The organism is Dietzia sp. NCCP-2495, from assembly GCF_026011735.1.
Lineage (GTDB): Bacteria > Actinomycetota > Actinomycetes > Mycobacteriales > Mycobacteriaceae > Dietzia.
This window is the reverse complement of sequence record NZ_BRVN01000002.1, coordinates 1-24900: the sequence shown is the minus strand read 5'-3', so window position 1 is coordinate 24900 and position 24900 is coordinate 1. Positions and strand designations below refer to the sequence as shown.

Below are 24900 nucleotides of genomic sequence, written 5' to 3'. Positions count from 1 at the left end.
TCGGCACACTGCCGGTGCGGGTATTGTCCCCCTCGTCCCGGACGACACTCCGTTTCCGCCCGGGTGGAGAAGGAGCCAGAAATGACCAGCCCGGACGGACCGCTTCCCACGGGAGCGACACGGGTCAGGGCCGCCAGGCTCCCCAAGGGCGCCCGCCGCCGCCAGTTGATCGACATCGCCGGCACCGTCTTCGTGGACCAGGGCTACCACTCCGCCGGAATGGACGACATCGCGGTGCTCGCCGGGGTCTCCAAACCGGTGCTCTACCAGCATTTCGACTCCAAGAGGGACCTGTATCTCGAGGTCCTGCGGCACCACGTCGACGAACTCCTCGGTCGGATCCGCACCGCGCTCGAGTCGACCTCGGACAACCGGCGTCGCGTCGAGGACGCCGTGGACACCTTCTTCGCCTACGCGGACACCGACACCCGGGGCTTCCGGCTCGTGTTCTCCTCCGAGCCCGGCGACGAGGGTGTCCGTGACGAACTCGACCGCGCCACGGAGGGCTGCATCGACGCCGTGCACGATCTGGTGCGCGGCGACTCCGGACTCGACGTGCACCGTTCGCGACTGCTCGCCGTGGGGCTGGTCGGTGCGAGCCGGGTCAGCGCCGGGCACTGGCTCGACGCCGGCCGGCCGATCCCCCGCGAGGACGCCGTCGCGATGACCGTCGCCCTGTGCTGGGGCGGACTGTCCAAGATCCCCCGCCAGAACAGCGACCGCCCGGGCCGCTGAGGCCCGGGCGGTCGGTCTGGATCCACGCGCGATCCGAACCGGGTGACCCGGTCTGGATCGACGCGATCCGGTCAGGACAGGAAGCCCACCGGGCGGCGGACGGTCTCGCCGATCTCGACGTAGGCGACCTTGTCGGTCGAGACCAGGAAGCTACGGCCCTTCTCGTCCTCGAGCTCCAGAACCGCCTTGGAGTCCGCGGTCAGTGCGGCCTCGACGCGGCTCCGCACGTCCTCCGGCGACATCCCGGTCTTGAACACGAGCTCACGATTGCTGTCGGCGATGCCGATCTTGACCTCCACGTGTGCCTGCCCTTCTCGTCGTCGGCGCAAGTCACGCCGTCCTCGCTGATACGCGAAGACAAGGCTAACCCGATCCCGGGCGGAGGCGGCGGGACGGGATAGTATGCGGGGCACGTGGATCACACCCGGGCCCGGGCCGTACAGGCGCCCGCTGGCACCCGATCCTCGTGGAAATGTGCGCGCCCCGCTCGCGAGGCCGTCTCTCAAGTGGCCCGATCACCGGCGCGCGAGACGAGAAAGGCACCGCCCTGTCCTCCACCGATGTCACCACCACCGAAATCGACGGGATGGCCACGACGACCGCCGTCGTCGACGCCCCCTCCTCCGATTCCTCCCCCAGCTTCGCCGAGCTCGGCGTCCGCGACGAGATCGTCACCGCTCTGGCCGAGCGCGGGATCACCCACACGTTCGCCATCCAGGAGCTGACCCTCCCGCTGGCTCTGGGCGGCTCCGACCTCATCGGGCAGGCCCGCACCGGCATGGGGAAGACCTACGGCTTCGGCGTCCCGCTGCTGCACCGCGTCACCACCGGCGAGAACACCCGTGAGCTCGACGGCACCCCCCGCGCGCTGGTGATCGTCCCGACGCGCGAGCTGTGCATCCAGGTCACCCAGGACCTCAAGATCGCCGCCACCGGGCTGACCGCCCCCACCGCGAAGGGCACCCGCCCGCTCAAGGTCCTCTCGATCTACGGCGGTACGCCGTACGAGGCGCAGATCGAGGCGCTGGAGAAGGGCGTCGACGTGGTGGTGGGCACGCCCGGCCGCCTGCTCGACCTGGCGAACCAGTCCAAGCTCGTCCTGGGCAAGGTCGAGGTCCTGGTCCTGGACGAGGCCGACGAGATGCTCGATCTGGGCTTCCTCCCGGACATCGAGAAGCTGCTGCGGATGGTCCCCGAGCAGCGCCAAACGATGCTCTTCTCGGCCACCATGCCGGGGCCGATCATCACGCTGGCCCGCACGTTCCTCACCAAGCCCACGCACATCCGGGCCGAGGCAGCCGATTCCGGCGCCACGCACGAGAACACCACCCAGCACGTCTACCGGGCGCACTCCCTCGACAAGCCCGAGGTCGTGGCGCGGATCCTCCAGGCCGAGGGGCGTGGCGCGACGATGATCTTCACCCGCACCAAGCGCACCGCGCAGAAGCTCGCCGACGAGCTGGCCGACCGCGGCTTCCGGGTGGGCGCCATCCACGGCGACCTCGGCCAGGGCGCGCGCGAGAAGTCCCTCAAGGCCTTCCGCTCCGGCGACGTGGACGTCCTGGTGGCGACCGACGTCGCCGCCCGCGGTATCGACGTGGACGACGTCACGCACGTCATCAACTACCAGTGCCCCGAGGACGAGAAGACTTACGTCCACCGGATCGGCCGCACCGGCCGCGCCGGCCGCAAGGGTGTCGCGGTGACCCTCGTGGACTGGGACGACTTACCCCGCTGGGGCCTGATCGACAAGGCCCTGGGACTCGACTTCGGCGAGCCCGCCGAGACCTACTCCACCTCCCCGCACCTGCGCACCGATCTCGGCATCCCCGAGAGCGCCGGCAGCCGCATCGGCGCCGCGACCGGCACCGGCTCCGGCCGTCGCCCGGCGGACCGCGGCCAGCGCGACGGTGGCGGGGACGGCGGCGGACGCGGATCCGAGCGGTCCTCCCGGTCCGGATCCCGCAGCCGCCGCCGCACGCGCGGCGGGCAGGCCGGCACAGGGTCGAGTGGAGGCGGGACCGACACGGGTGCTGCTGACGGGGCATCCGGCGCGCAGAGCGGCTCGGGTGAGGGTTCCTCGTCGCGTCGCCGACGCCGTCGTCGTCCCTCCTCCGGCAGCCAGGGTGGATCCGGTGGTCAGGGTGGATCCGGCGACCAGGGCGGTAAGCACTGAGCACCGACCAGCAGCCCGGCCCCGGCCCCGACCACTCCCCCGCGGCGGCCACCGATCCGGCTGACCAGGACACCCCGGCACCACGCCGTCGCATCCGACCCGAACGACGGACGCGCCGCGACCTCATGGTGGCCGGGGTGATCACGGTCGTCATGGCGGCCACGACCGGCGGTGTCCTGCTGACCGGCAGTGCGGCCGGGTCCCAGTTCACGCGCGCGGACGCCGAACAACCCGTCTACGGCCCCGCGACGACGTCGCCGACCAGTCTGAACCCCCTGTGGTCGCACGCGTCCTTCGGTAGCGGTGCACCGCTCACCACGAAGGGCAACCTGGTCACCGTGGACGCCGACGGCACCGTCGTGGGACGCGACGCCGGCTCGGGCGAGCAGCGCTGGTCCTACGAGCACCAGGGCAGGTTCTGCGCCGCGACCTACTATGCGGACGTGCTGGTCACGGCGTTCGACGGGGCGGACGGATGCAGCGACGTGACCGCGCTCGACCCCACCACCCAGCAGTACTCGAGCACCCGGCAGAGCGCGTTCCCCGAGACCATGACGCTGTCCAGCACGTGGCGGCACACCCTCGCGTTCAACCCGCAGCGACTCGAGATCTGGCGCGACGACCTGGTCCGCACGATCGAGTACGGCGCCGTGGACGCCCCGCAGGAGGCCGGACAGCAGCCACGCAGCGGGTGCGTTCTGGGCTCGGCGGCTCTCACCGACGCGCGGTTCGCCGTGGCCGAGCGCTGCCCCGGGGAGGGCTCGATGCGGTTGACCATGTCCGACACCGTGCCCGAGGACAACCGTGTGCCCGAGGAGATCGCCTCGGGCAACACCGGTGCGGACGACCTGTGGGTGCTGGGGATGTCCGACGAGGGCACGCTCGGCCTGACCCGTCGGGGCGCCGACTGGGCCGTCGAGTGGTTCACCGCACCCGATCAATACACCCCCGTGCTGCGCCTGCCCGGCGAGCCCGCGCTCCTACCGACGCCAGACGCCGTGGCCGGTGACCTGCGACAGTTGCGGTGGTTCGACGGTCAGACCACGCACGCGTTCGACCTCGACGCGGGCACCTTCGCGTGGTCCGCGCCGGGTGCGACGGGCCCCGGACTCACCGGCGGATGGTCCCCCGATCCGGAGGACCGGACCGTCCGGGACTGGGTCCTGGTGCCGCGCGAGGGTGGATTCGTGCAGGTCGACCACCACACCGGTGCCGAGCGGGGATGGTTGCCCGCGCCTGAGATCGACGGTGGTGAGGCCGGGAGCGGTGGTGACGACGACGGCAACGGCGGCGGTAGCGGAACCGTGACCGGTCTCGCCCAGATCGGCGACATCCTCTACGAGCGTCACGGTGGCGAGATCCGTGCGTACAAGATGGTGAGTTGACCCCGGGGCAGTCGCTCCTCAGGTCAGGCGGCGTACCACTCCACGGCCTCGCGACGCAGCAGCGCCACCAGTGCGACGGCGCTCGATACCGCGAGGACGACCGCACCGAGGTACATGGTCAGGCCCACCTGACCGAAGATTGCAGACTCGGTCCCACCGAAGAGGGTGGAGCCCACGGCCACGAGGATGAGAAACTCGACGATGAGGACCAGCCCGCGACCCCAGCGCCGGCCCCGCAGGAGTCCGAGCCCCGCGGCCAGCAACGCCCCGCCGAGGACGGCGAACCAGCCGGCGGTGGCGTAGCCACTGATCACCACGGTCTCCTCGTGGTGGCCTCCGAGCGCACGCACGACGAGCGCGACGGCGGTGATGACGCCGAAGAGTCCTTGGACCGCCGAGATCCACCCGGCGATACGGACGGGGGTGGGGACGGCCGTGCGCGGATCAAGCGGTCGGCCGTGGTCATCTGGTCGCCTGGAGTTCACCTCTCAAGACTAAGCCGCCGCAGTTCACGAGTCTGTACGGCCCGCGGACTGCGCATTCCCGGGGCGTCCGATTCGCCACTTCGCCCCGTTCGGAAACGATGTAAACACCCTCTGGCGTGGCCTTTCCGGTCGATTTGACAAACCGCGTGACCTTCCCCACATCGCGCATAAAGGGGGTTGACTTGACCGCAAATCGTGGGACGATCATTCGTAACAGCGCAGACACAACGTGTTTGCCTTGCCTTAACCGGGAGCCCCTCCGACACGGAGTGAGCCCACGGAGCGGGTACACCCCCACCACCCCGCCGGGTGCACATGATCACATCCGTCTGCTCGCGGACTCTACTGTCCTGCGCAGTGAACGGAGGCTGATTCGTGCTGTCCGGCGCATCCGATAACGGTCTTACACTTGAAGGAGTTCCACATGGATTGGCGCCACAAGGCCATCTGCCGCGACGAGGATCCCGAGCTGTTCTTCCCCGTCGGTAATTCCGGTCCCGCCCTCGCGCAGATCGCCGAGGCGAAGATCGTCTGCAACCGTTGCCCCGTGACCGCCGAGTGCCTGTCCTGGGCCCTCGAGTCCGGCCAGGACGCCGGCGTCTGGGGCGGCATGAGCGAGGACGAGCGTCGCGCCCTCAAGCGTCGTCGCGCCCGCACCCGTACCACCGTCTGATATTCCGGACGGTTCGGAATCGCCCGTACACCAATTAGAGTCGGGCCGGATTCGACGCCGAGGCCGGTTCCCTTCCCATAAGGAAGAGGAACCGGCCTCTGGTCGATTTCGGGGTGGTGCCCCCCCTGCGCCCTGAGGGGGAACTGTGTCCTGAGTGGAACTGTGCCCTGAGGGAGAACTCAGCCGATCACGGCGATGAGATCGCCGGCCTGGATCACGTCACCGGGCGCCACGGCAACCTCGGTCACCGTGCCGGAGGTCTCGCACAGCACGGGGATCTCCATCTTCATCGATTCCAGGAGGACGATCGTGTCGCCCTCGGAGACCTCGGTCCCCACGTCCGAGACGACCTCCATGACGTTCGCGACCATCTCGGCACGGACCTGTTCAGCCATAAGATTGTTTCCTCTACTTCTTCACGCGACGGCCCCCGGACCCCTCCAATGCAACCACACGGGCCCACTCGTGGGAGACTTGACCACACAGAACGAAAGGAGCCGACATGAGCAAGCGCGGCCGTAAGCGGCGGGATCGCCGTAAGAAGAAGGCTAACCACGGTAAGCGTCCCAACTCCTGAGTCGGGAACAGCTGACACCGCGAAGGGCGGGCACTGATTCGGTGCCCGCCCTTCGCGGTGTCGCCACGCGTGTGTCAGGGCACGCGCGCGTCAGGGTAGGTCGCGTCGCTCCACGGTCGTCTGACGATGGATGACGGTCGTCCCGTCCGCATCCGTGGTGGTGACTGTCGTTCGCCGGATCTCCACCATCAACCGCTCACGCAGGCGGGGCGGCGCCTTCTCGCAGCAGGACTTGGAGAGCTTGGCCTTGAGCCTGTGCTCCGAGAGGAACATCTCGCGGCATTCCGGGCAGCCCGCCAGGTGATGCTCGAGCCGCGACCGGCAGGCGTCGTCACATTCCAGGTCGACCAGCAGCGACAGGTCGCGTCGCGCGTCGTGACAGTCGATCTCCGACAGGCGGGGGTCGTGCTCCCTCATCACTTCTCTGCCTCCTGACCATTGCGACCGTAGCCACGGTCGGTGGCCACGTCCCGCAGCAGCTCACGGAGCTGCTTGCGGCCACGGTGCAGGCGCGACATCACGGTCCCCAGCGGGGTGTCCATAATCTCGGCGATCTCCTTGTAGGGCAGATCCATCACGTCGGCGTAGTAGACCGCCATGCGGAACTCCTCGGGCAGCTCCGCGAGCGCCGAGCGGATCTCGTCATCCGGTAGCAGCTCCATCGCCTCGACCTCGGCCGACCGCAGTCCGGTCGAGGTGTGCTCGGCCGCCGCCGCCAGCTGCCAGTCCGTGATCTCGTCGGTCGGGTACTGGGCCGGCTGCCGCTGCCGCTTGCGGTAGTGGTTGATGTAGGCGTTGGTGAGGATGCGGTGCATCCACGCACGGAAGTTCGTCCCCTGCTTGAACGAGTGGAATCCCGCGAAGGCCTTCGCGTAGGCCTCCTGGACCAGGTCCTCGGCATCGGCCGGATTCCTGGTCATCCGAAGCGCGGCGCCGTACAGCTGGTCGAGGAATGGCATCGCCAGTTCCTCGAACTGCTCGGCACGCAGATCCGCGTCCTCGGACTTCGACTCGGTCGGCAACCGGAACTCCTCACCTGTTGATACGTCGGAGTCTAGTCGCACCTCGGGGGCATCGAGGACCGCGGTCCGCATCGCACCCTCCTTCCCGTTCCCGGGCTCCATCCCAGGGCTCATGTCCATTCCCAACGCCTCCGCACCCATCGGTATTCCGGCCACTGGACGCACTAGGCTCGAGCTGTGGCCAAGAAGAAGGAACGGGGTGGGGCGGCGGCCACTCCCGCGATCGCCGCCCTGAGGACCGCCGGCGTGGAGCACACGGTGCACACGTACGAAGCGAGCGGAACCGACTTCGGTGACGAGGCCGCCCGCGTGATGGGCGAGCGCTTGGGCATCGAGCCGGGCAGGATCGTCAAGACCCTCGTCCTGGCCACTGACAGGCCACCCGCCGGATCGCGGCTGGCCCTGGCCGTGGCCGTCCTCCCGGTGACCCACTCCCTGGACCTCAAGGCGGCGGCCGCCGCCCTGGGTTGCTCCAAGGCGACGCTCGCCCCGGTCGAACTCGCCCAGAAGACCACCGGCTACGTCGTGGGCGGGGTGTCCCCTCTCGGACAGAAGCGCCCGATGTCCACCGTGGTGGACTCCTCGGCGCTCGACGCCCCCACCGTGTTCTGCAGTGCCGGTCGGCGCGGCTGGGAGATCGAGCTCGCGGGATCCGACCTGGTCGCGCTCACCCACGCCACCGTTGCCCCGGTGACCGCCGGCGGTGGCCACTGACGGACCGGGTCTAGAAGAGCATGCCCTCGTCCGGGTCGATCGGCCGGACGAGCTCGGGACCGTCATTGCGCACGCTTGAGACGGCGCGCGAGACCGGATGGATCTCCACGGTTCCGGCCCACTCCTCGAGGTCGTAGCCGGCGCCGTCGACCAACGCGCGCGGGTCGCCGATAACCTCCGGGTCCAGCCAGTCGGACAGGATCTCCGGGGCGACCACCAGCGGCATCCGGTCGTGCACGCTGCGCAACGGGCCGAGGGCGCTCGTGGTGAGGATCGTGCAGGACAGTTGCGTGACCGACTCGTCCTGCGGATCCCGACGTGCCTCCCACAGTCCCGCCATGAGCAGCCCCTGATCGCCGGGCATGCTCATGTGGAACGGCTGCTTCGGGCCTGCCTTGCCGCCGGGGCTCGCGGGCTCGCTCGGCACCCACTCGTACCAGCCGTCCATCGGGATGACGCAGTGCCGACGCTTGACCGCGGACCGGAACGACGGCTTCTCGGAGGCGGTCTCGACGCGGGCGTTGAAGAGGTTCGGCAGCTTCGCATCGTCCTTGGCCCAGGACGGGACCAGACCCCAGCGCATCGCCCGGAGCACCCGCCGGGGCACCTGATCCACGCCTTCACCATCCGCGCCGTCACCGTCGATGTACCGCTCGCGGGGCACGTCCAGCGCGAGGACCGGGATGGTCGTGGTGGGCGCGATGTTGTACCGGGGCGAGCGCGGCCCCTCGGTCGGGAAGAGTCCAGGCGGCGGCGCGGAGGCCTCGTTCAGCGCGTCCATCTCCTGCGCGAGCTGGGCGGGGTCGGAATTGAGCGAGAACCGTCCACACATAGCGCCCATCCTTGCACCCGGCGCGGCCCGGCTCGGCCGGAACCGGCGGTGATGGGAGACAATGGCCAGGTGAGTCATTGGAACGCCCCTGTCGCCGCCGCACCGATCGACGCCGAGGTCACGGTACCCGGGTCCAAATCCCTGACCAACCGTGCTTTGGTCCTCGCAGCGCTGGCGGTCGGGCCGTCCAGGTTGACCGGCACGCTGCGCAGCCGCGACACCGACCTCATGATCGACGCACTGCGTGCGCTCGGCGCCCGCATCGAGGGACCGCACGGTCCGCTCGCGCCCCACGACACCGAGTTGGTCATCACGCCCGGGGAGCTGCGCGGTACCCACATCGACTGCGGGCTGGCGGGCACGGTTATGCGTTTCGTCCCGCCGGTCGTGGCCCTGGCCACCGGCACCTCCACCTTCGACGGCGATCCTGCGGCGCGGGTCCGCCCGCAGGCCACCGTGCTCGACGCGCTCCGCGCGCTCGGCGCCGGGATCGAGGGCAACAGCCTCCCCTTCACCGTCACCGGCACCGGCTCGCTGCGCGGCGGACGGGTCGAGATGGACGCCTCCGCCTCGTCCCAGTTCGTTTCCGGCGTGCTGCTCTCGGCCGCCCGCTTCGACGAGGGGGTGGAGCTGGTCCACACCGGGTCGGCCCCGGTCCCGTCCGGTCCGCACATCGAGATGACGATCGAGATGCTCCGTGAGTCCGGGGTGTCTGTGAAGCAGCCGACGCCGAACTCCTGGCGCGTGGCCCCGGGACCGATCGCCGCCGTGGACCGCGTCGTGGAGCCCGACCTGTCCAACGCCACCCCGTTCCTCGCTGCCGCCGCGGTGACGGGCGGAACGGTCCGCGTCCCGCACTGGCCGGCCTCGACCACGCAGCCCGGGGACGCCATCCGCGGAATCCTGCAGGACATGGGCGCGACCGTGACCCTCGAGGCCGCGGGGGACGGTACCGGGCAGAGTGCCGGTGAGACCGGGTACGGGACCCTCGTCGTCGTCGGCCCCCGGACCCTCTCCCCCGTCGACAAGGACCTGTCCGCCATCGGCGAGCTCACCCCCACCGTCGCCGCGCTGTGCGCGGTCGCCGACGGCCCGTCGCGGCTGACCGGTATCGCGCACCTGCGCGGCCACGAGACCGACCGCCTCGCCGCACTGGCCGCCGAGCTCGGCGCCGTGGGCTGCGGCGTCACCGAACTGGACGACGGACTCGAGATCACGCCCGCTCCCCTGCGCGGCGCCCCGTGGCGCGCCTACGCAGACCACCGCATGGCCACCGCCGGCGCGATCATCGGACTGGTCACCACAGGCGTAGAGGTGGACGATATCGACTCCACCTCCAAGACCCTGCCCGGGTTCTCCGGACTGTGGTCCGACATGCTCGCCGGCCGGGGCTGACGCGCGGTCATGGGACGCGGACGGGGCTCGGGCGGAGCACGCGGCTGGGACGAGTCGGACGTGCGGGTGCGGCCCGGGAAGGGCTCGCGACCGCGCACCAAGCGACGGCCCACCCACGACGACGCGGCGGCCGCGATGGTCGTCACCGTCGACCGCGGACGCTGGGGATGCGTCCTGCTCGACGACGGACCCGGACACACCGCCGGCACCCGCGTGGTGACGATGCGCGCCCGCGAACTCGGCCGCACCCCGATCGTCGTGGGCGACCACGTGGGCGTGGTGGGCGACCTATCCGGCACGCGCGACACCCTCGCCCGGATCGTGCGGGTCGACGACCGCTCCACGGTCCTGCGCCGCACCGCCGACGACTCCGACCCGTACGAGCGTGTGGTGGTGGCCAACGCGCAGCACCTGCTCATCGTGGTGGCCGTGGCGGATCCGCCGCCGCGTGCGGGGTTCGTCGCCCGCGCGCTGGTCGCCGCCTACACCGGCGGCCTGGAGCCGGTGCTGTGCCTGACCAAGGGCGACCTGGACGACCCGTCGGTGTTCGCGGCCGAGTTCGCCGCGCTCGACATCCCCGTGCTGACGGTGGGGGTCGACGACGACCTGGACGCACTGCACGAGGTGGTCGACGGCCGGATCTCCGCCCTGATCGGACACTCCGGCGTCGGTAAATCAACGCTGGTCAACCGCCTGGTTCCCGATGCCGACCGCGCCACCGGACGGGTCTCCGGGGTCGGGAAGGGCCGACACACCTCCACGCAGTCGGTCGCGCTCGAACTGGAGGGCGGCGGCTGGGTGGTGGACACCCCGGGCATCCGTAGCTTCGGCCTGGCCCACATCTCCCCCGACGACGTGGTGGCCGCATTCTCCGACCTGGAGGAGATCGCCGAGGACTGCCCGCGCGGGTGCACGCACCAGGGGCCGCCCGCCGACCCCGAGTGCGCATTCGACGCGATCTCGGACCCCGCCGTGCACCGGCGGGCACTGGCCGTGCGCGAACTGCTCGGGGCGCTGCAGTCCAACGACCCCTGGCTGTTCGGCGTGGACCAGGACTAGCGCTACAGCGTGAGCCCTACAGCTTGAGCTCCACGTCGCCCAACGCGACCGACACACAGGTCTGGATGCGCTCGCCGGGTCCGTGGTCGGTGCCGTTGCGAAGGTCCCGGACGTGCCCGTCCTCGAGCGGGACCACGCAGGTCTGGCAGATGCCCATGCGGCAGCCGAACGGCATCTGCACGCCGCACTTCTCCCCGCCCTCGAGGATCGTGGTGGCGCCGTCCAGCTCGATTGTCTTACCGGTCGACCCGTAGGTCACGGTCCCGCCCGAGGCACCGGCGTCGCGATTGACCGTGAACCGCTCGACGTACAGGTCCTCACGTCCGGTGGCGTCGAAATGCGCGTCCAGCTCGTCCAGCATCGCCGACGGTCCGCACGCCCACGTCGGGCGCTCCGCCCAGTCCGGGACCAGGGCCGACATCTGCTCCGCGTTGATCCGGCCGTCCTCGGCCGTGACCCGCAGGTGCAGGGTGTAGCCGGGCTGGGTCTTCTCCAGCGCCAGCAGCTCGTCGTAGAACAACGCGTCCTCGCGGGTCCGGACCGAGTGCACGTGCACCACGTCGGGAAAGCCCTCGTCCGCCGAGCGTCGGTCCAGCGAGCGCAACATGCCCATCACCGGCGTGATGCCGGACCCCGCGCTGACGAACATCAGCTTCTCCGGGGTGGGCGACGGCAGGTGGAAGTCACCGGCCGGGGACTGCAGACGCACGATAGTGCCCGGCTCGACCGTGCCGACGATGTGATTGCTCAGCAGCCCCTCGGGCATCGCCTTGACGGTGACCGAGTACTCCCCGCGGCCGGAGGTCGGCGCCGAGGTCAGCGAATAGGAGCGCCAGGTCCAGCGGCCGTCGAGCAGCACGCCGATGCCCAGGTACTGCCCCGGACGGTAGGTGGGCGTGGCGCCCCAGCCGGGCTTGATGACGAGCGTCACCGCGTCGTCGGCCTCGCGCCGCACGGACACGATCTCCCCGCGCAGCTCACGGGAGGACCACAGGGGATAGATGAGCGACGAGTAGTCGTCCACCCGCAGCGGGTGGGTCAGCCGGTTGAGAAGGTTGTGGGCGGTACGCGGCTCGGGGACCCGCGCCGCCGCGGCCCGCAGGATCCTGCCGATTCCGCTCTTCGACTCCGACACTGGTGCCTCCCTCGGGTTCCGGCGATCGCGGCCCGGGGATCGGACCGGCACTGTCCGGACATGAACCTACGGTAGCGTAGGTTAGCGCCGGACGCGCGGTGGCGGGCCACTTTCCGGCCCACGGTCGGCCGGCCTCGTCGTCGTCACGCTCCCCTCGCGCGTGGCGCGCACTCAGAGCAACGTCAACAAAAACGGCAACTCCGCCGCGTCGTACCAGGCCAGATCCACATCGAGCGCGTCGCCGACGGTCAGCTCCGCGTCCTCGTCCCCGAGATCCGCCTCGTCCACCGCCGCGATCGCAGCCTCGACCAGCTCCGCCGCACCGGCAAGATCCACGTGCACCGCCGCGATGTCCGCGGTCCCCACGGTGCCGCCACCGACGAGGCGCACCACCGCGGTGTCCAGATCCGGGCGCAGCTCGACCCGCTCGTCCGGCAGGTCCACGCTCACCACCACCCGGCGGTGCGGATGCGTCCCGTGCGCGCTCCCGGAGTCGATCTCGCCACCCAACAGACGGATCGACGCCCGCGCCGCCTCGAGGAACGCGACGTGCTCGATCTCCTCGAGATCCCCTTCCGCGTACGACTCGACCAGCGCCGGGGTCGCGGCGAAGGCGGTCCCGCTCCGCACCGGCATCTCGCCGTCCGCGAGCAGAATCTCGAGCATCGGCAGGGTGGCGGGGATGAACAGGCGCATGGGAGCCTTCCTCGGTCGGGGTGAACGGGTGGTCTCGGCCGGCGGTGTCGGCCACCGGCGTCAGCGGGCGGTCCCGGCGAGCTCGTCGAGGGCGGTCGAGATGAGTTCGCCGATCTCCTCCACGTCCGGCACGGCTTGCCGGTCCGAGGTGAACCCGCAGTACACCGTGCCCGCGTAGCTGCTCATGGACACGGCCAACGCCTGGTTCTCCAGCAGTGGCGGGATGGGGTACACCTCCGTCAGCTCGCCGTCGCCCCAGAACATCGTGTGCTGGGGGCCGGGCGCGTTGACCACCACGAGGTCGTAACTGTCCGACGGCAGCATGATCGCCGCCCGCGACCCCAGCGCGTGCAGGGTCGGCGGTGCGAAGCCCGACAACCGGGCCAGGGACTTGGCGCCCACGGCCTCGCCCTGGTGCCGCTGGGTGGCGGTCTCCCGCGCGATCTGGGCCAGACGCATCCGCGGGTTGGGCTCCCCCACGGGCATCGCGATGAGGGCCGACTCGATCGCCGCGGACTTCACGTCGCCCTTGTCCTCGCCGGAGTCGTTCTCCGTGGTGACCGCCATGGGCACGATCACCCGCAGCACGTCGGCCGTGGTCAGCGGGTGACCGCAGGACAGGATCCACGAGCGCAGCGCGCCGCAGAGCACGGCCAGCACCACGTCGTTGACCTTGCAGCCGTGCGCCCGGGCGATCTCGCGCGCCGCCGGGAGCGGGAACGACGCCAGTCCCACCCGGCTGCCGCGGGGGCGTTCGGTGCGGAACATCGCCGACAGTCCCCCGCCGGGACGCAGCACGGCCAGGCTGGCGGCCCCGGCGATCCCGCGGGTCGCGCGTTCGATCGCATGGACGAGTCGCCCGGACCGGCGCACCAGCTCGAGCGGGTCGGAGACGATCGTCATGAGTGCATCCAGCACCAGCACCCCGTCGCCCGGGGACGGCATGGGCGTCCACGTGGCGACCTCGGCCTCGTCGGTGGAGACCTTGTACTCGGCGGCGAGGACCTGCGCCAGGTCCACCGCGTTGGGTCCGCCGAGCAGCACGTGATGGGTCTTGGTGAGGATCGCCAGCTTGCCGTCGGCCACACCCTCGATGAGGTACAGCTCCCACAGCGGCCGGTCGGCCTCGAGCGGCCGGTCGACGAGCCGAGCGACCAGGTCGGCGAGCTGCCGCATCCCGCCCGGGGCGGGCAGCGCAGAACGACGCACGTGGAAGGACAGGTCGAAATCCGGGTCGTCCACCCAGACATCGCGGGCCAGCCCGAAGGGGACACGGCGGATCCGTTGCCGGAACCGCGGTGCGTCGGCCAGTCTGGCGTCGACGAACTCCATCACCCGGTCGATGTCCCACGGCTGGTCACGATCGACCAACGCCAGGGAGCACGAGTGGCGACTCCGTGAGCGTGCCGGGTCCCCCAGCAGCAGATCGGCATCCGCCGTGGCGAGCCTGGACGCCACTGGTCAGACCGTCTCGTCCAGGCCGAGCAGTCCGCGGATCTCCACGGCTGCCCTGTCGAAGACCTGGTAGAAGACGCCGATCATGCCGGTCTGCACGGCGCCGAGGACGTTCTCGATCGCGTCGTCGACCATCACGCATTCGCGCGGCTCGAGGTCGAGGGTGCGCGCGGCCTCGAGGAACGCCTCGGACTCCGGCTTCTCCACGCCGATGACACCGCTGAGCACCACGTGGTCGATCCCGTACTGGCGAGCGTCCTCGCGGACCCGGTCGGCTCCGGCGCCCTCCGGCTCGTTGCTGAGCACAGCGAGCCGGACATCATTGGCCCTGGCGCCGGCGATGATGGTCCGCCAGTTCTCGCGGTCCTCGTCCGTGCCGTCCAGCACCCCGAAGTAGTCGACAATCAGTCCTCGCATGGTGACAGCCTAGGCAACACCTCGCCGGTGTGCAGTGGCGAGGTGGAACCGTGTGGCCCAGGCAACGCGTCATAGGGGGTAGAGGATGCTCGGCCGCCGGTGGTCGGGCCCGGAGGGAGCCACTGTGAGTATCGTCGCGACATCCATCGTCCACGCCGGATCCGCGCGGGTCACCGCCGGGTCCGCGCGGGTCACCGCCCTGGATCACGGGGGTGACCACGACGACGAGGTCCGCCCTCTGCCGTCGACCGAGCCCTACCCCAGCGCCCGTCCGGGGCGTGTCGCGACCGGGTGGCAACAGGGCACGGAGGGCGCCCTCAGCCCGTCACCTGCGGCACAGACACACCTCGTGGAATCAGCACCGAAGCGGCCCGGTGACCCAGCACCGACACACGCCGGGGGCTCAGCACCGAGGCGGCCTGGTCGGGCAGACCCTGACGAGGTTCCCGTCCCCGCCCGGCGGGCAGCCCACGCGCTTATGGTCATGGCGCTCGAGGTGGTGGACCGCAAACGCGCACCGAACAACATGCGTGGGGCGTTCCCTGAACATCTGGTGGAGATGCTGAGGTCGCTTGCCCGTGTCGGGGTCCCCGGTCGCCAGCTGGGCACCGCGCGGATCCATCGGCTCCACATCCATCCGGCTGCGGCCGGTGCCGTCGACAGCCCGGATCCGTCGGCGGGCCCCTCGGCGGACACCCCTGCGGGCCGCTCGTCGAGCACGGCCGGTACGGCCCCGGAGTTCGTCGACTACGAGGTGTGCGCCACCTACGCCCGCGGGCCGCGCCTGTTCGCCATAGCGGCCCGCATCCGCGTCTCGCCCACCGGAGCCTCGTGCACTGCTCTCAGGCTGGTCTGACTGGGTGCACCAGCGCTTCCGGGCCGACTGCCGCCCGGAAACCCGGAATCCCGGAATGCCGGAATGCCGGATTGCCGAGGTGAGACCGCGTCGCCCATACGACCGCGAAAGGCCTACCGGATTGCGCTACGCCCATGGAATTTCATGGGCGTAGCGCAATCCGATAGGCGTTGTCAGCGAGCCACCTGCTCCCGCTCACTCCTCAGGTCAGCCGGCACGCGCGACTATTCGGACCTGTCAGACTCGGACCTGTCAGACCTTGCGGCCCTTCTCGGCGGAACGGGCGGCCCGGTCGCGGCGCTCGGCGCGGTCCTTGCGGTCCTTTGCGCGCCGCTCGGCACGGTTGCCGGCGATCGACTCGTCGACCAGCTCCGCGTCGCCGGACTCGGACGGTCCCGAGAACTGCATCTGGTCGGCGGCCACGTCACGACCGGTGCCCGCGGCCTGCAGGATCGGGTTGTTCGCCGCGAGCGCGGCCGCCTGGGCTGCTGACGGGGAGGCCACGGCGTTGCTCTGCTGCTGGTTCGCCTGGACCTTGACGTTGAACAGGAACGCGACGGTCTCCTCGCGGACGCCGTCCATCATCCCGGAGAACATGTCGTACCCTTCACGCTGGTACTCGACCAGCGGGTCACGCTGGGCCATCGCGCGCAGGCCGATGCCCTCCTTGAGGTAGTCCATCTCGTACAGGTGCTCACGCCACTTGCGGTCGAGGACCTGCAGCATGACCGACCGCTCGAGCTGACGCATCGCGCCCTCGCCGCCGAGCGCTTCGATCTCGGCCTCGCGCTCGTCGTACCGGGCGAAGACGTCGTCCAGCACCGCGTCGCGGAGGTTCTTCGAGCTCAGGTCGCCGGGCGCACCGTACTCGTCACCGTCGATGACCTCGTTCGCCGTGATCGACACCGGGTAGAGCTGCGCGAGCGCCTCCCACAGGGCGTCCAGGTCCCAGTCCTCGACGTAGCCCTCGGCGGTAGCGCCGTCGACGTAGGCGGAGACGACCTGGTAGATCATCGACTCGACCTGGTCGGTGAGGTCCTCGCCCTCGAGGATCCGCTTGCGCTCCTTGTAGATCACGGTGCGCTGCTGGTTCATGACCTCGTCGTACTTCAGGACGTCCTTGCGGATCTCGAAGTTCTGCGACTCGACCTGGGACTGCGCGTTCTTCACCGCGCGCGAGACCATGCCCGCCTCGATCGGGACGTCGTCGGGCAGGCTCAACCGGTTCATGATCGACTCGACGGCCGCGCCGTTGAAGCGCCGCATCAGTTCGTCGCCGAGCGACAGGTAGAAGCGGGACTCGCCCGGGTCGCCCTGGCGGCCGGAGCGTCCACGGAGCTGGTTGTCGATCCGTCGGGAGTCGTGACGCTCGGTACCCAGGACGTAGAGCCCGCCGGCCTCGCGGACGCGCTCCGCCTCCTCTTTGGTGAGCGTCCGCATGCGCTCGATCTCCTCATCCCACGCGGCCTCGTACTCCTCCGGCGAGTCGACCGGGTTGAGGCCCCGCTCCCGGAGGTTGAGGTCGGCGATGATGTCGGCGTTGCCGCCGAGCACGATGTCCGTGCCTCGACCGGCCATGTTGGTGGCGACGGTGACGGAACCCGGGCGACCGGCCTGCGCGACGATCTGCGCCTCGGAGGCGTGGAACTTGGCGTTGAGCACGTGGTGCTTGATGCCCTTGCGGGTGAGCAGCTTCGACAGGTGCTCGGACCGCTCGACTGAGGCGGTACCGACGAGGACGGGCTGCTTCTTCTCGACCCGCTCACCGATGTCGTCCACGACGGCGGCGAACTTGGCCTCCTCCGTCTTGTAGATAAGGTCGCCCTGGTCGATCCGCACCAGCGGGCGGTTCGTCGGGATGGGGATGACGTCGAGCTTGTAGATCGAGTACAGCTCCGCGGCCTCGGTCTCGGCCGTACCGGTCATTCCGGACAGCTTCTCGTAGAGGCGGAAGTAGTTCTGGAGGGTGATCGTGGCCAGCGTCTGGTTCTCGGCCTTGATCTCGACGCGCTCCTTGGCCTCGATGGCCTGGTGCATGCCCTCGTTGTAGCGGCGACCGTCCAGGACGCGGCCGGTGAACTCGTCGACGATGATCACGTCACCGTCGCGGACGATGTAATCCTTGTCCTTGGTGAACAGCTCCTTGGCCTTGATGGAGTTGTTCAGGTAGCTCACCAGCGGAGAGTTGGCGGCCTCGTAGAGATTGTCGATGCCGAGCTGGTCCTCGACGAACTCGACGCCCTGCTCGGTCACGCCGATGGTGCGCTTCTTGCGGTCCACCTCGTAGTGGGTGCCCTCCTCGAGGAGCGGGGCGATCCGGGCGAACTCGCCGTACCACTTGCTCGAGCCGTCGGCGGGGCCGGAGATGATCAGCGGTGTACGCGCCTCGTCGATGAGGATCGAGTCGACCTCGTCCACGATCGCGTAATTGTGGCCACGCTGGACGAGTTCAGCCGTGTCGTGCGCCATGTTGTCGCGCAGGTAGTCGAAGCCGAACTCGTTGTTCGTGCCGTAGGTGATGTCGGAGTGGTAGGACTCGCGACGCTGCGCGGGGGTCATCCCGCTGAGGATCGCCCCGACCGACAGTCCCAGGAAGCGGTGGACGCGGCCCATCCACTCCGCGTCACGCTTGGCGAGGTAGTCGTTCACCGTCACGACGTGGACGCCCTTGCCGGAGAGTCCGTTGAGGTAGGCGGGCAGAACACAGGTCAGGGTCTTGCCCTCACCAGTCTTCATCTCGGCCACGGCGCCGGTGTGCAGCACGATGCCGCCGATGATCTGGACCTTGTACGGCCGCTGTCCCAGTACGCGGTATGACGCCTCGCGGGCGACGGCGAACGCCTCGGGCAGGAGGGAATCGAGCGTCTCACCTTCGGCCACACGGCGCTTGAACTCGTCGGTCTTCGCCGCGAGTTCGGCGTCGGTCAGCTTCTCCATGTCGTCGGAGAGCGACATCACGTAGTCGGCGAGAGCGGTGTACTTCTTGAGCTTTCGCCCCTCGCCGGCCCGGAGCAGCTTGGAAAGAATGGACACAGTCTCGAACGTCCTCGTGGTCGGGGTCAGGTCGCGGTGATGCCGATCGACAATCGATCGCACACCGGTACGCACAACATCCTAGGTGTTTGCGGCCGTCCGTACACGCACGAGGGCGGCCCGGTCCCACCGGACCGGGCCGCCCTGGTGCGTCAGGGACTACTCCTGATCAGCCGTCGGACAGTGTGAGGAGTCCGTAGTCGAAGGCGTGCCTGCGGTAGACCACGGTCGCGCGGCCTGTCTCACTGTCACGGAACAGATAGAAGTCGTGACCCACCAGCTCCATCTTCTCGAGCGCCTCGTCGACGGTCATCGGGGTGCCGTCGTGCTCCTTGCGGCGCACGATCTGACCGGGCAGCTGCTCGTCCACGGCGTACTGGTCGAGCACCTCGGCGGGGGCCGCGTCCGCGGCCAGTTCCGCTGTCGCCTCGGCCACCGACATCGGGCGGCGGTGCCCGGTGTGGCTGATCTTGCGCCGGGTGCGGGCCTTACGGATCTGGCGTTCCAGCTTGGCCACAGCGGATTCGAGCGCCGCGTAGAAGGTGTCCTCGGCTGCTTCCGCACGGGCGACGCCCGCCTTGCCCTTGGTGGTGATCTCGAGTCGTTGACTCACCTTGGCCAACCTTGGGTTGGACTCGTGCAGGAGGATCACGTCGAACCGTTGGATGTTCGGCGCGATCTTCTCGATCTTCGAGAGCTTGGAGTTGATACGAGTCGCGAAATGATCAGGGACCTCGACATTGCGGCCCCTGATGGTGACCGCGGCATCAGGGGTGCCGGGATCATCGGTCTCGGGACCGTCGAAGGTGGCTGGGTCGAGCAGGACTGCGGGGGTCTTCGCCATTCGAAGCTCCTCCTCATCGGGCCTGCGGCGGACCGCTCGGATCGAGTCCGGACAACGCCCGGAACCCCGGCCGAAGGGTCAACCCACATGGCTGAGTGGACACTCTCCGGACGTGGAACACCACTCACTGATTTCAGTGAACGTGCAGGTGAACCGCGTCCAACGCCCACCTTACCCGGAAACTTCACGACGGTATCGGGACCCGCGGAAGTTCTTCTGTCGACTTCTCACGCGACCGTCAGCGCGAGCACTCCGGTGACCTCGAGCCCTCCTGATCGGAGCCCGTCCACGCACGCGGCCGCGGTCGCTCCGGTCGTCACCACGTCGTCGACGACCAGCACCGTCGACCGCACCGAGAGCAGATCCCGGACGGTCGTCGGCACTCCCCTCGACGTCTGTAGTGGCGTGTCCGCGGGCCGCCGGCGTATGCGCCCGGCGAGGTTGTCCGCTCGCGCCCCGGCGCCGAGTCTCGAGGCGTCGCGGACGCGGCCGCGCACCTCGAGCAGGGGTGCCACCACCACGTCGTCGGGTGGTGTCGAGCCGGCGAGTTCGGCGGCGAGAGCGTCCACCACGTCGCGCATGTGGTCGAACCCGCGTCGCCGCCGTGCCCGGCCCGACGCGGGAGCGGGGACCAGGACGAGGGGTCGTTCCCCGCTGTCCGGGATCTCTCCAGCCGTCCGGAGCGCATCGATCCCGCCGGCGAGAGCGGACGCGAACGGCCGGGCGAGGTCGGCCCTCCCCCTGTCCTTGTAGGCCGAGACCGCGCGGGCCGCGGCGCCGGTGTGTCCGGCCAACACCCAGGCGGGCACCGGCAGGTCGGCCCGCGTCCGGACCGTCAGGAGCGGCCCGGACAGGGAGTGCGCGCATCGCGGGCACCACTGCTTCCCGGGCTCTCCACATCCCGCGCATTCCAGTGGCACGACGAGATCGGCGAGTGCGGCGATCCACGTGGGCCCGCGCCGGCCGTCCCCTCCGGCCGTCGCCCGGGTCTCGCGCCGGCCATCCCCTCCGGCCATCGCCCGGGTCTCGCGCCGGCCGTCCCCTCCGGCCGTCGCCCGGATCTCGCGCCGCCCGCCGGGTGCGGGTCCTCCGAATGCGGGTCCTCCGAGTGCGGGTTCTCCCCGTGAGGGTCCTCCGCGTGAGGCGGCCGGGGACACCGGTGTCAGCCCGCGACGACCGGGTCGGCCCGGATGGCGGCGAGTCCACCGATCTCGCGCCAGTAGCGGTCCCCGGTCTGCGCCGCGGTGTCGAGTCGGAGCAGGGAGCGCTGGTCCACCGCGTACACCTCGCGTCCGGCGGCGGCGACCTCCGTCACGGGGCCGGTGATGTTGCGCTGGGAGAGCGGCTCGGTGATCGCCCCGTCGACCGAGAGGGTGGCGACCGGTACGTCGGTCGCGTCCCTGCCCACGAGCACGGTGGCGCGGTCGCGCCACGCCACGGAGGTGGCTGTCTCCCCCAGTGATCGACCGATCCTGCGGAAGCTCCCGGCGATCGGGTGGCCGGTCTCCAGGTCGAGTGAGCCGATGAACACCTTGCCGTCCACGACCACGGCGAGCCGGGCTCCGGACTGGTCGACGCGCAGGTCGGTGACCCGCTGCCCGAGCTCCAGGATCGGCCGCGCGTCCATCTCCTCGATCGACGGCCGGTCGCCGCCGACCCCGATCCGGACCAGTCGGTTGCCGTCGGCCATGACCCACACCCGCCCGTCGGCCGGGTGGAAGGTGGGTCCGACGATCGTGCGTCCGGTGATCACCTCTTCGGGCTCGGAGTCGAGGGCTCCGACCAGGAGCCGTCGGGGGCCGGACTCCGCGTCACCGGCGATCACGGCCACGGTCCGACCGTCATATGACATCGCCCCGGTGCGGCCGCCCCGGACCGTCGACCAGGGGCCGTCGGCCGGTCGTGCGCCGCCCGCCTCGAGGCGGACGAGGCCGTCGGCGGCGGTGAGCGCGTACCTGATGGGGTCCACCGCCGCGTACGGCGCGAAGTCCCGGACGTCGTCGGTGGTCCAGCCGTCGGCGTAGCGCTCGTCGAGCGGGGATCCGTCGCGTTCGAGGCGGTAGGGCGCCGGGACGTCGGCGCGGGCGAGCGTCCACACGACCTGTGCCGCGAACTCCGTGGTGGCCTGGCTGCTGAGCACCGGGAGACCGCTGAAGTCGATGGTCGTGCCGACTGGGTCGTCGTCGCCGCCGGTCTCGGTCGGCCGGACCGACACCGAGTCCGGTACCCGCGAGTCCACGGCCCCCTGCAGCGCCGGCCGCGGGCCGGTGGCGAGCAGGTTGACGAGCGAGAACCCGAGGCCGTTCCTGTCGGCGGCCGTCCACCGGGGGTCGGTGACGAGGGTGTTGCCGTTCCCGGAGAGGAAGAACAGGTCGCGTTGGGCGTAGGTGGAGAAGAACTCGGTCCGTTCGATCACGACGCCGGCGGGGAGTTCGTCGATGCGCCACTGCCCGTCGGTGCGCGTGAGTCCGATGGTCACCTCGACGCTGCCCTGGTCGTCGCGGAAGATGCCTCCCGGGTCGAGGGTGCCGACCTTCTCGCCGCGCAGGGTGTACTCGGCGTGGTCGCCCGTCCGGCCACCCTCGGCACTGAGGTCGGCGCGCAGGACGATGGTGGTGGCGACCGAGTCGTCCCAGTTCCGCGCGGCCTCCGGGGTGAGGAACTGGCGCGCCGCGGCGTGTCGTTGGTCGGCGATCGCCGCGGCCTTGATGAAGTCCCGGACCAGCGGGTCGGGTTCCTGGTCCGGGACCGGGGTGGGCACCGACAGTTCCGGGGAGACCGGTGCGAAGGTGTCGATGACCTGGGGCGACGACGACGACGGCAACGTCGCGCAGCCCGTGGCCAGTAATCCGGCGAGGCACACGGTCGTCACCATCGTCGTCAGTGGCCGGATCAGGGTCATGACTGCGTGTCCCCCGTGGACGCGGCCTGCTCGAGCGGGGTCGGCGAGCCGGTGGACAGCTGTCGCGCCTCATCCTCGGGCGTGAGCGGGAGCGGGCTGGAGGTCAGCGTGCCGCCGTGGTGACGGGGGATGGTCAGGCGGAAGCACGATCCCTCCCCCGGGCTGCCCCAGCAGTCGAGCCGGCCACCGTGGAGCTTGGCGTCTTCCAGCGAGATGGCCAGGCCGAGGCCGGTCCCACCCGATCGGCGGACCCGCGAGGGATCTGCCCGCCAGAAGCGGTTGAACACCAGGGCCTCCTCCCCCGGCTTGAGCCCGACTCCCCGATCGCGGACCGACACGGCCACCGCGGCATCGGACGCGCGTAGGGTCACCTTGACCGGCTTCGACTCGGAGTGGTCGAGGGCGTTGGCGATGAGATTGCGCAGCACGCGCTCGACGCGGCGCGGGTCGACCTCGGCCATGAGCGGCTCGTCCGGCAGGTCGAGTTCGACCTCGACCCCGGCGGCCTCGGCGATGTGGGCCACCGTCTCGGCGGCGTCGTGGACCGCTTTGCGCACGTCCATCTCGGAGACCGACAACTCGGCCATCCCGGCGTCGTGTCGTGACACCTCGAGGAGGTCGGTCAGCAGGCTCTCGAACCGGTCGAGCTCGGACTCGAGCAGTTCCACAGCGCGCTTGGCGGGGGCGTCGAGGTCCTCGGCGGAGTCGGAGATGATGTCCGCGGCCATGCGGACAGTCGTCAGCGGGGTGCGGAGCTCGTGCGAGACGTCGGAGGTGAACCGCTTCTGCAGGTCACCGAATTCCTCGAGCTGACTGATCTGGTCGGACAGGCTCTGCGCCATGTCGTTGAAGGCCATCGCGAGTCTCGCCACGTCGTCCTCGCCGCGGATGACCATCCGTTCCTTGAGGTGGCCGTTGGCGAACCGCTGGGCGATCGAGGCGGCCTGCCGGACCGGGAGGACGACCTGTCTGGCGACCATCCAGGCGATCGCCGCGGACAACACGATGATCGCGAGCCCCGCGGTGGCGACGATGCCCCGCATGATCCCGAGGGTCTGCTCCTCCGCGATCAGCGGATAGACCAGGTAGAGCTCGAGCCCGGGGATCGACGAGTCCGTCGGGGTGCCGATGATCAGGGCTTTGGCCGGTTCGCCCCGGAAGTCAATGGTGACGTACTGGGAGGCGATTCGGCCCCGCTGGACGAGCGATTGCAGCTCGGGCGGCACCACGGCACCACTCGGGCTGGTGACCTGTCCACGGCCGGCCTGGTCGGGGATGATGAGGATCGGGTCGAAGGTCCCGGCGTGGACCGAGTCGCCGCCCGAGGCCAGTCCCCTTTCACCGAGTGCGCCGCGCGCCTGGTCGAGACGGGACTGTTCGCTGGTGCCCTCGTCTGTGGCGGCGATCTGCGCCTCCACGGTCAGCCGCAGTCGCCCGGCTTGTTCGACCGCCGCGTCGAGTTTGGTGGACAGCAGCTGCGCCGCCATCTGGCTCTGCAGCATGAAGGCAATCGTCAGGATCACGCCCAGTGACAGCGCGAGTGTCGAGGTGACGACCCGCAGCTGCAGCGACCGTCGCCACAGGCGCGCGATCCGCGTGCCCAGGGCCGCGGGGTCGAGGTCGGCGAGTCGCTCGCGGAGCGTGGGCGACGAGTCGGTGGCGTCGGTGGTGACCAGCTCGTCCCCGGAGGACGCCGCCGCGTCGTCCGGACGAGCAGCCGTCACGAGACAGCGCCCGCCTTGTAGCCCACTCCGCGGACCGTGAGGACGACCTCGGGGTTCTCCGGGTCCTTTTCGATCTTCGCCCGCAGGCGCTGGACGTGGACGTTCACCAGGCGGGTGTCGGCCGAGTGACGGTAACCCCACACGTGCTCGAGCAGGACCTCACGGGTGAACACCTGCCGCGGCTTGCGGGCCAGTTCCACGAGCAGGTCGAACTCGAGCGGGGTGAGCGGGATCGGGGTGCCGTCACGGGTCACGGTGTGCGCCGGGACGTCGATCATCACGTCGCCGATGTGCAGGACCTCGCTCGGCTCGTCCTCGCCGCGCCGCAGCCGTGCCCGGATCCGGGCGACGAGCTCCTTGGGTTTGAACGGCTTCATGATGTAGTCGTCCGCGCCCGACTCCAGGCCCAGGACCACGTCGACCGTGTCGGTCTTGGCGGTGAGCATGACGATCGGCACGCGCGACTCCCCGCGGATGTCGCGGCAGACGTCGATCCCGCTCTTGCCCGGCAGCATGAGGTCGAGCAGCACGAGGTCGGGCTGGACCGCACGGAAGGTCTCGATCGCCTGGACACCGTCACCGACGACCTCGGTCTCGAACCCCTCGCCCCGGAGGACGATGGTGAGCATCTCTGCCAGCGCGGCGTCGTCATCGACGACGAGGATCTTCGGGGTCATGGTCACCACTTGTTGTCGGCATGTCGTGTCAGGGACGGCTGGGGCACGTGCTCTCTGGGATCACTCCCATGACACGTGCTCCATACTCTTCAGACCTTACCCGCCTCC

The 24900-nt window shown here is 70.0% G+C and carries 25 protein-coding genes; 9 read left to right on the top strand and 16 right to left on the bottom strand.

All coding sequences use genetic code 11. From position 1 onward, the window contains the following. Positions 1-81: 81 nt before the first annotated feature. Positions 82-735, top strand: a complete 654-nt coding sequence (locus OPF83_RS02230; protein ID WP_264885589.1) for a TetR/AcrR family transcriptional regulator — start codon at positions 82-84, stop codon at positions 733-735. 71 nt (positions 736-806) lie between these two features. Here the strand turns inward: OPF83_RS02230 and OPF83_RS02225 are convergent, their stop codons facing one another. Further along, on the bottom strand, positions 807-1034 hold the full coding sequence (locus OPF83_RS02225; RefSeq protein ID WP_264885588.1) for a DUF3107 domain-containing protein: 228 nt from the start codon (positions 1032-1034) through the stop codon (positions 807-809). A 287-nt stretch (positions 1035-1321) separates the two neighbouring features. Here OPF83_RS02225 and OPF83_RS02220 point away from each other — a divergent pair, with 287 nt between their 5' ends. Both OPF83_RS02220 and OPF83_RS02215 read left to right on the top strand, forming a co-directional pair. Continuing rightward, a complete protein-coding gene (locus OPF83_RS02220; protein ID WP_264885971.1) occupies positions 1322-2911 on the top strand; it encodes a DEAD/DEAH box helicase in 1590 nt (529 codons plus the stop codon). Between the two features lie 137 nt (positions 2912-3048). Beyond that, entirely contained in the window at positions 3049-4296 is a 1248-nt protein-coding gene (locus OPF83_RS02215) for a PQQ-binding-like beta-propeller repeat protein (protein ID WP_264885587.1), read from the top strand. Positions 4297-4319: 23 nt separating this feature from the next. On the opposite strand, the gene OPF83_RS02210 is transcribed toward OPF83_RS02215, so the two are convergent. Next, a complete protein-coding gene (locus OPF83_RS02210; protein ID WP_264885586.1) occupies positions 4320-4781 on the bottom strand; it encodes a hypothetical protein in 462 nt (153 codons plus the stop codon). Between the two features lie 424 nt (positions 4782-5205). On the opposite strand from OPF83_RS02210, the gene OPF83_RS02205 reads away from it, so the two are divergent. Then, entirely contained in the window at positions 5206-5454 is a 249-nt protein-coding gene (locus OPF83_RS02205; protein ID WP_163376657.1) for a WhiB family transcriptional regulator, read from the top strand. 179 nt (positions 5455-5633) lie between these two features. Here the strand turns inward: OPF83_RS02205 and OPF83_RS02200 are convergent, their stop codons facing one another. Further along, on the bottom strand, positions 5634-5849 hold the full coding sequence (locus OPF83_RS02200) for a biotin/lipoyl-binding carrier protein (protein WP_264885585.1): 216 nt from the start codon (positions 5847-5849) through the stop codon (positions 5634-5636). Between the two features lie 107 nt (positions 5850-5956). On the opposite strand from OPF83_RS02200, the gene OPF83_RS17435 reads away from it, so the two are divergent. Continuing rightward, positions 5957-6031 carry a 50S ribosomal protein bL37 gene (locus OPF83_RS17435; RefSeq protein WP_375546200.1) on the top strand — a complete coding sequence of 25 codons (75 nt, stop codon included), beginning with the start codon at positions 5957-5959 and terminating at the stop codon, positions 6029-6031. A 90-nt stretch (positions 6032-6121) separates the two neighbouring features. Here OPF83_RS17435 and OPF83_RS02195 read toward each other — a convergent pair whose 3' ends face one another. Further along, the gene (locus tag OPF83_RS02195) at positions 6122-6448 is read right to left on the bottom strand and encodes a zf-HC2 domain-containing protein (RefSeq protein ID WP_264885584.1); all 327 of its coding nucleotides are present in this window, start codon (positions 6446-6448) and stop codon (positions 6122-6124) included. Then, positions 6448-7125 (bottom strand): sigma-70 family RNA polymerase sigma factor, encoded by a 678-nt coding sequence (locus OPF83_RS02190; protein WP_264885583.1) that lies wholly within the window; start codon positions 7123-7125, stop codon positions 6448-6450. The genes OPF83_RS02195 and OPF83_RS02190 overlap by 1 nt, the downstream gene beginning before the upstream one ends. Positions 7126-7230: 105 nt before the next feature. On the opposite strand from OPF83_RS02190, the gene OPF83_RS02185 reads away from it, so the two are divergent. Beyond that, positions 7231-7767 (top strand): aminoacyl-tRNA deacylase, encoded by a 537-nt coding sequence (locus tag OPF83_RS02185; RefSeq protein ID WP_264885582.1) that lies wholly within the window; start codon positions 7231-7233, stop codon positions 7765-7767. 10 nt (positions 7768-7777) lie between these two features. Here OPF83_RS02185 and OPF83_RS02180 read toward each other — a convergent pair whose 3' ends face one another. Next, positions 7778-8599 (bottom strand): SOS response-associated peptidase, encoded by an 822-nt coding sequence (locus OPF83_RS02180; protein ID WP_264885581.1) that lies wholly within the window; start codon positions 8597-8599, stop codon positions 7778-7780. 51 nt (positions 8600-8650) lie between these two features. Here OPF83_RS02180 and aroA point away from each other — a divergent pair, with 51 nt between their 5' ends. Both aroA and rsgA read left to right on the top strand, forming a co-directional pair. Continuing rightward, entirely contained in the window at positions 8651-9994 is a 1344-nt protein-coding gene (gene aroA / locus OPF83_RS02175) for a 3-phosphoshikimate 1-carboxyvinyltransferase (RefSeq protein ID WP_264885970.1), read from the top strand. 9 nt (positions 9995-10003) lie between these two features. Further along, on the top strand, positions 10004-11053 hold the full coding sequence (gene rsgA, locus OPF83_RS02170) for a ribosome small subunit-dependent GTPase A (RefSeq protein WP_264885580.1): 1050 nt from the start codon (positions 10004-10006) through the stop codon (positions 11051-11053). A 16-nt stretch (positions 11054-11069) separates the two neighbouring features. Here rsgA and OPF83_RS02165 read toward each other — a convergent pair whose 3' ends face one another. The 4 genes from OPF83_RS02165 to OPF83_RS02150 form a co-directional block, all read right to left on the bottom strand. Beyond that, positions 11070-12188, bottom strand: a complete 1119-nt coding sequence (locus OPF83_RS02165; protein ID WP_264885579.1) for a ferredoxin reductase — start codon at positions 12186-12188, stop codon at positions 11070-11072. A gap of 171 nt (positions 12189-12359) precedes the next feature. Beyond that, positions 12360-12884: a DUF6912 family protein gene (locus OPF83_RS02160; RefSeq protein ID WP_264885578.1), complete on the bottom strand. Its 525-nt coding sequence runs from the start codon at positions 12882-12884 to the stop codon at positions 12360-12362. 60 nt (positions 12885-12944) lie between these two features. After that, the gene (locus OPF83_RS02155; protein WP_264885577.1) at positions 12945-14342 is read right to left on the bottom strand and encodes a wax ester/triacylglycerol synthase family O-acyltransferase; all 1398 of its coding nucleotides are present in this window, start codon (positions 14340-14342) and stop codon (positions 12945-12947) included. A 3-nt stretch (positions 14343-14345) separates the two neighbouring features. Further along, positions 14346-14756 (bottom strand): HAD family hydrolase, encoded by a 411-nt coding sequence (locus tag OPF83_RS02150; protein ID WP_264885576.1) that lies wholly within the window; start codon positions 14754-14756, stop codon positions 14346-14348. Between the two features lie 484 nt (positions 14757-15240). On the opposite strand from OPF83_RS02150, the gene OPF83_RS02145 reads away from it, so the two are divergent. Beyond that, on the top strand, positions 15241-15612 hold the full coding sequence (locus tag OPF83_RS02145) for a hypothetical protein (protein ID WP_264885575.1): 372 nt from the start codon (positions 15241-15243) through the stop codon (positions 15610-15612). Between the two features lie 252 nt (positions 15613-15864). Here OPF83_RS02145 and secA read toward each other — a convergent pair whose 3' ends face one another. The 6 genes from secA to mtrA form a co-directional block, all read right to left on the bottom strand. Beyond that, entirely contained in the window at positions 15865-18639 is a 2775-nt protein-coding gene (gene secA, locus OPF83_RS02140; RefSeq protein ID WP_264885969.1) for a preprotein translocase subunit SecA, read from the bottom strand. Positions 18640-18814: 175 nt separating this feature from the next. After that, positions 18815-19489 carry a ribosome hibernation-promoting factor, HPF/YfiA family gene (gene hpf / locus OPF83_RS02135; RefSeq protein ID WP_264885574.1) on the bottom strand — a complete coding sequence of 225 codons (675 nt, stop codon included), beginning with the start codon at positions 19487-19489 and terminating at the stop codon, positions 18815-18817. 227 nt (positions 19490-19716) lie between these two features. Then, positions 19717-20505, bottom strand: coding sequence for a ComF family protein (locus OPF83_RS02130; protein ID WP_264885573.1), 789 nt, complete (start codon positions 20503-20505; stop codon positions 19717-19719). Positions 20506-20651: 146 nt separating this feature from the next. Continuing rightward, positions 20652-22391 (bottom strand): LpqB family beta-propeller domain-containing protein, encoded by a 1740-nt coding sequence (locus OPF83_RS02125; RefSeq protein ID WP_264885572.1) that lies wholly within the window; start codon positions 22389-22391, stop codon positions 20652-20654. After that, positions 22388-24115, bottom strand: a complete 1728-nt coding sequence (gene mtrB / locus OPF83_RS02120) for an MtrAB system histidine kinase MtrB (protein ID WP_264885571.1) — start codon at positions 24113-24115, stop codon at positions 22388-22390. Before mtrB ends, OPF83_RS02125 begins: the two co-directional genes overlap by 4 nt. Further along, positions 24112-24792 carry an MtrAB system response regulator MtrA gene (gene mtrA, locus OPF83_RS02115; RefSeq protein ID WP_375546191.1) on the bottom strand — a complete coding sequence of 227 codons (681 nt, stop codon included), beginning with the start codon at positions 24790-24792 and terminating at the stop codon, positions 24112-24114. The genes mtrB and mtrA overlap by 4 nt, the downstream gene beginning before the upstream one ends. Positions 24793-24900: the final 108 nt, after the last annotated feature.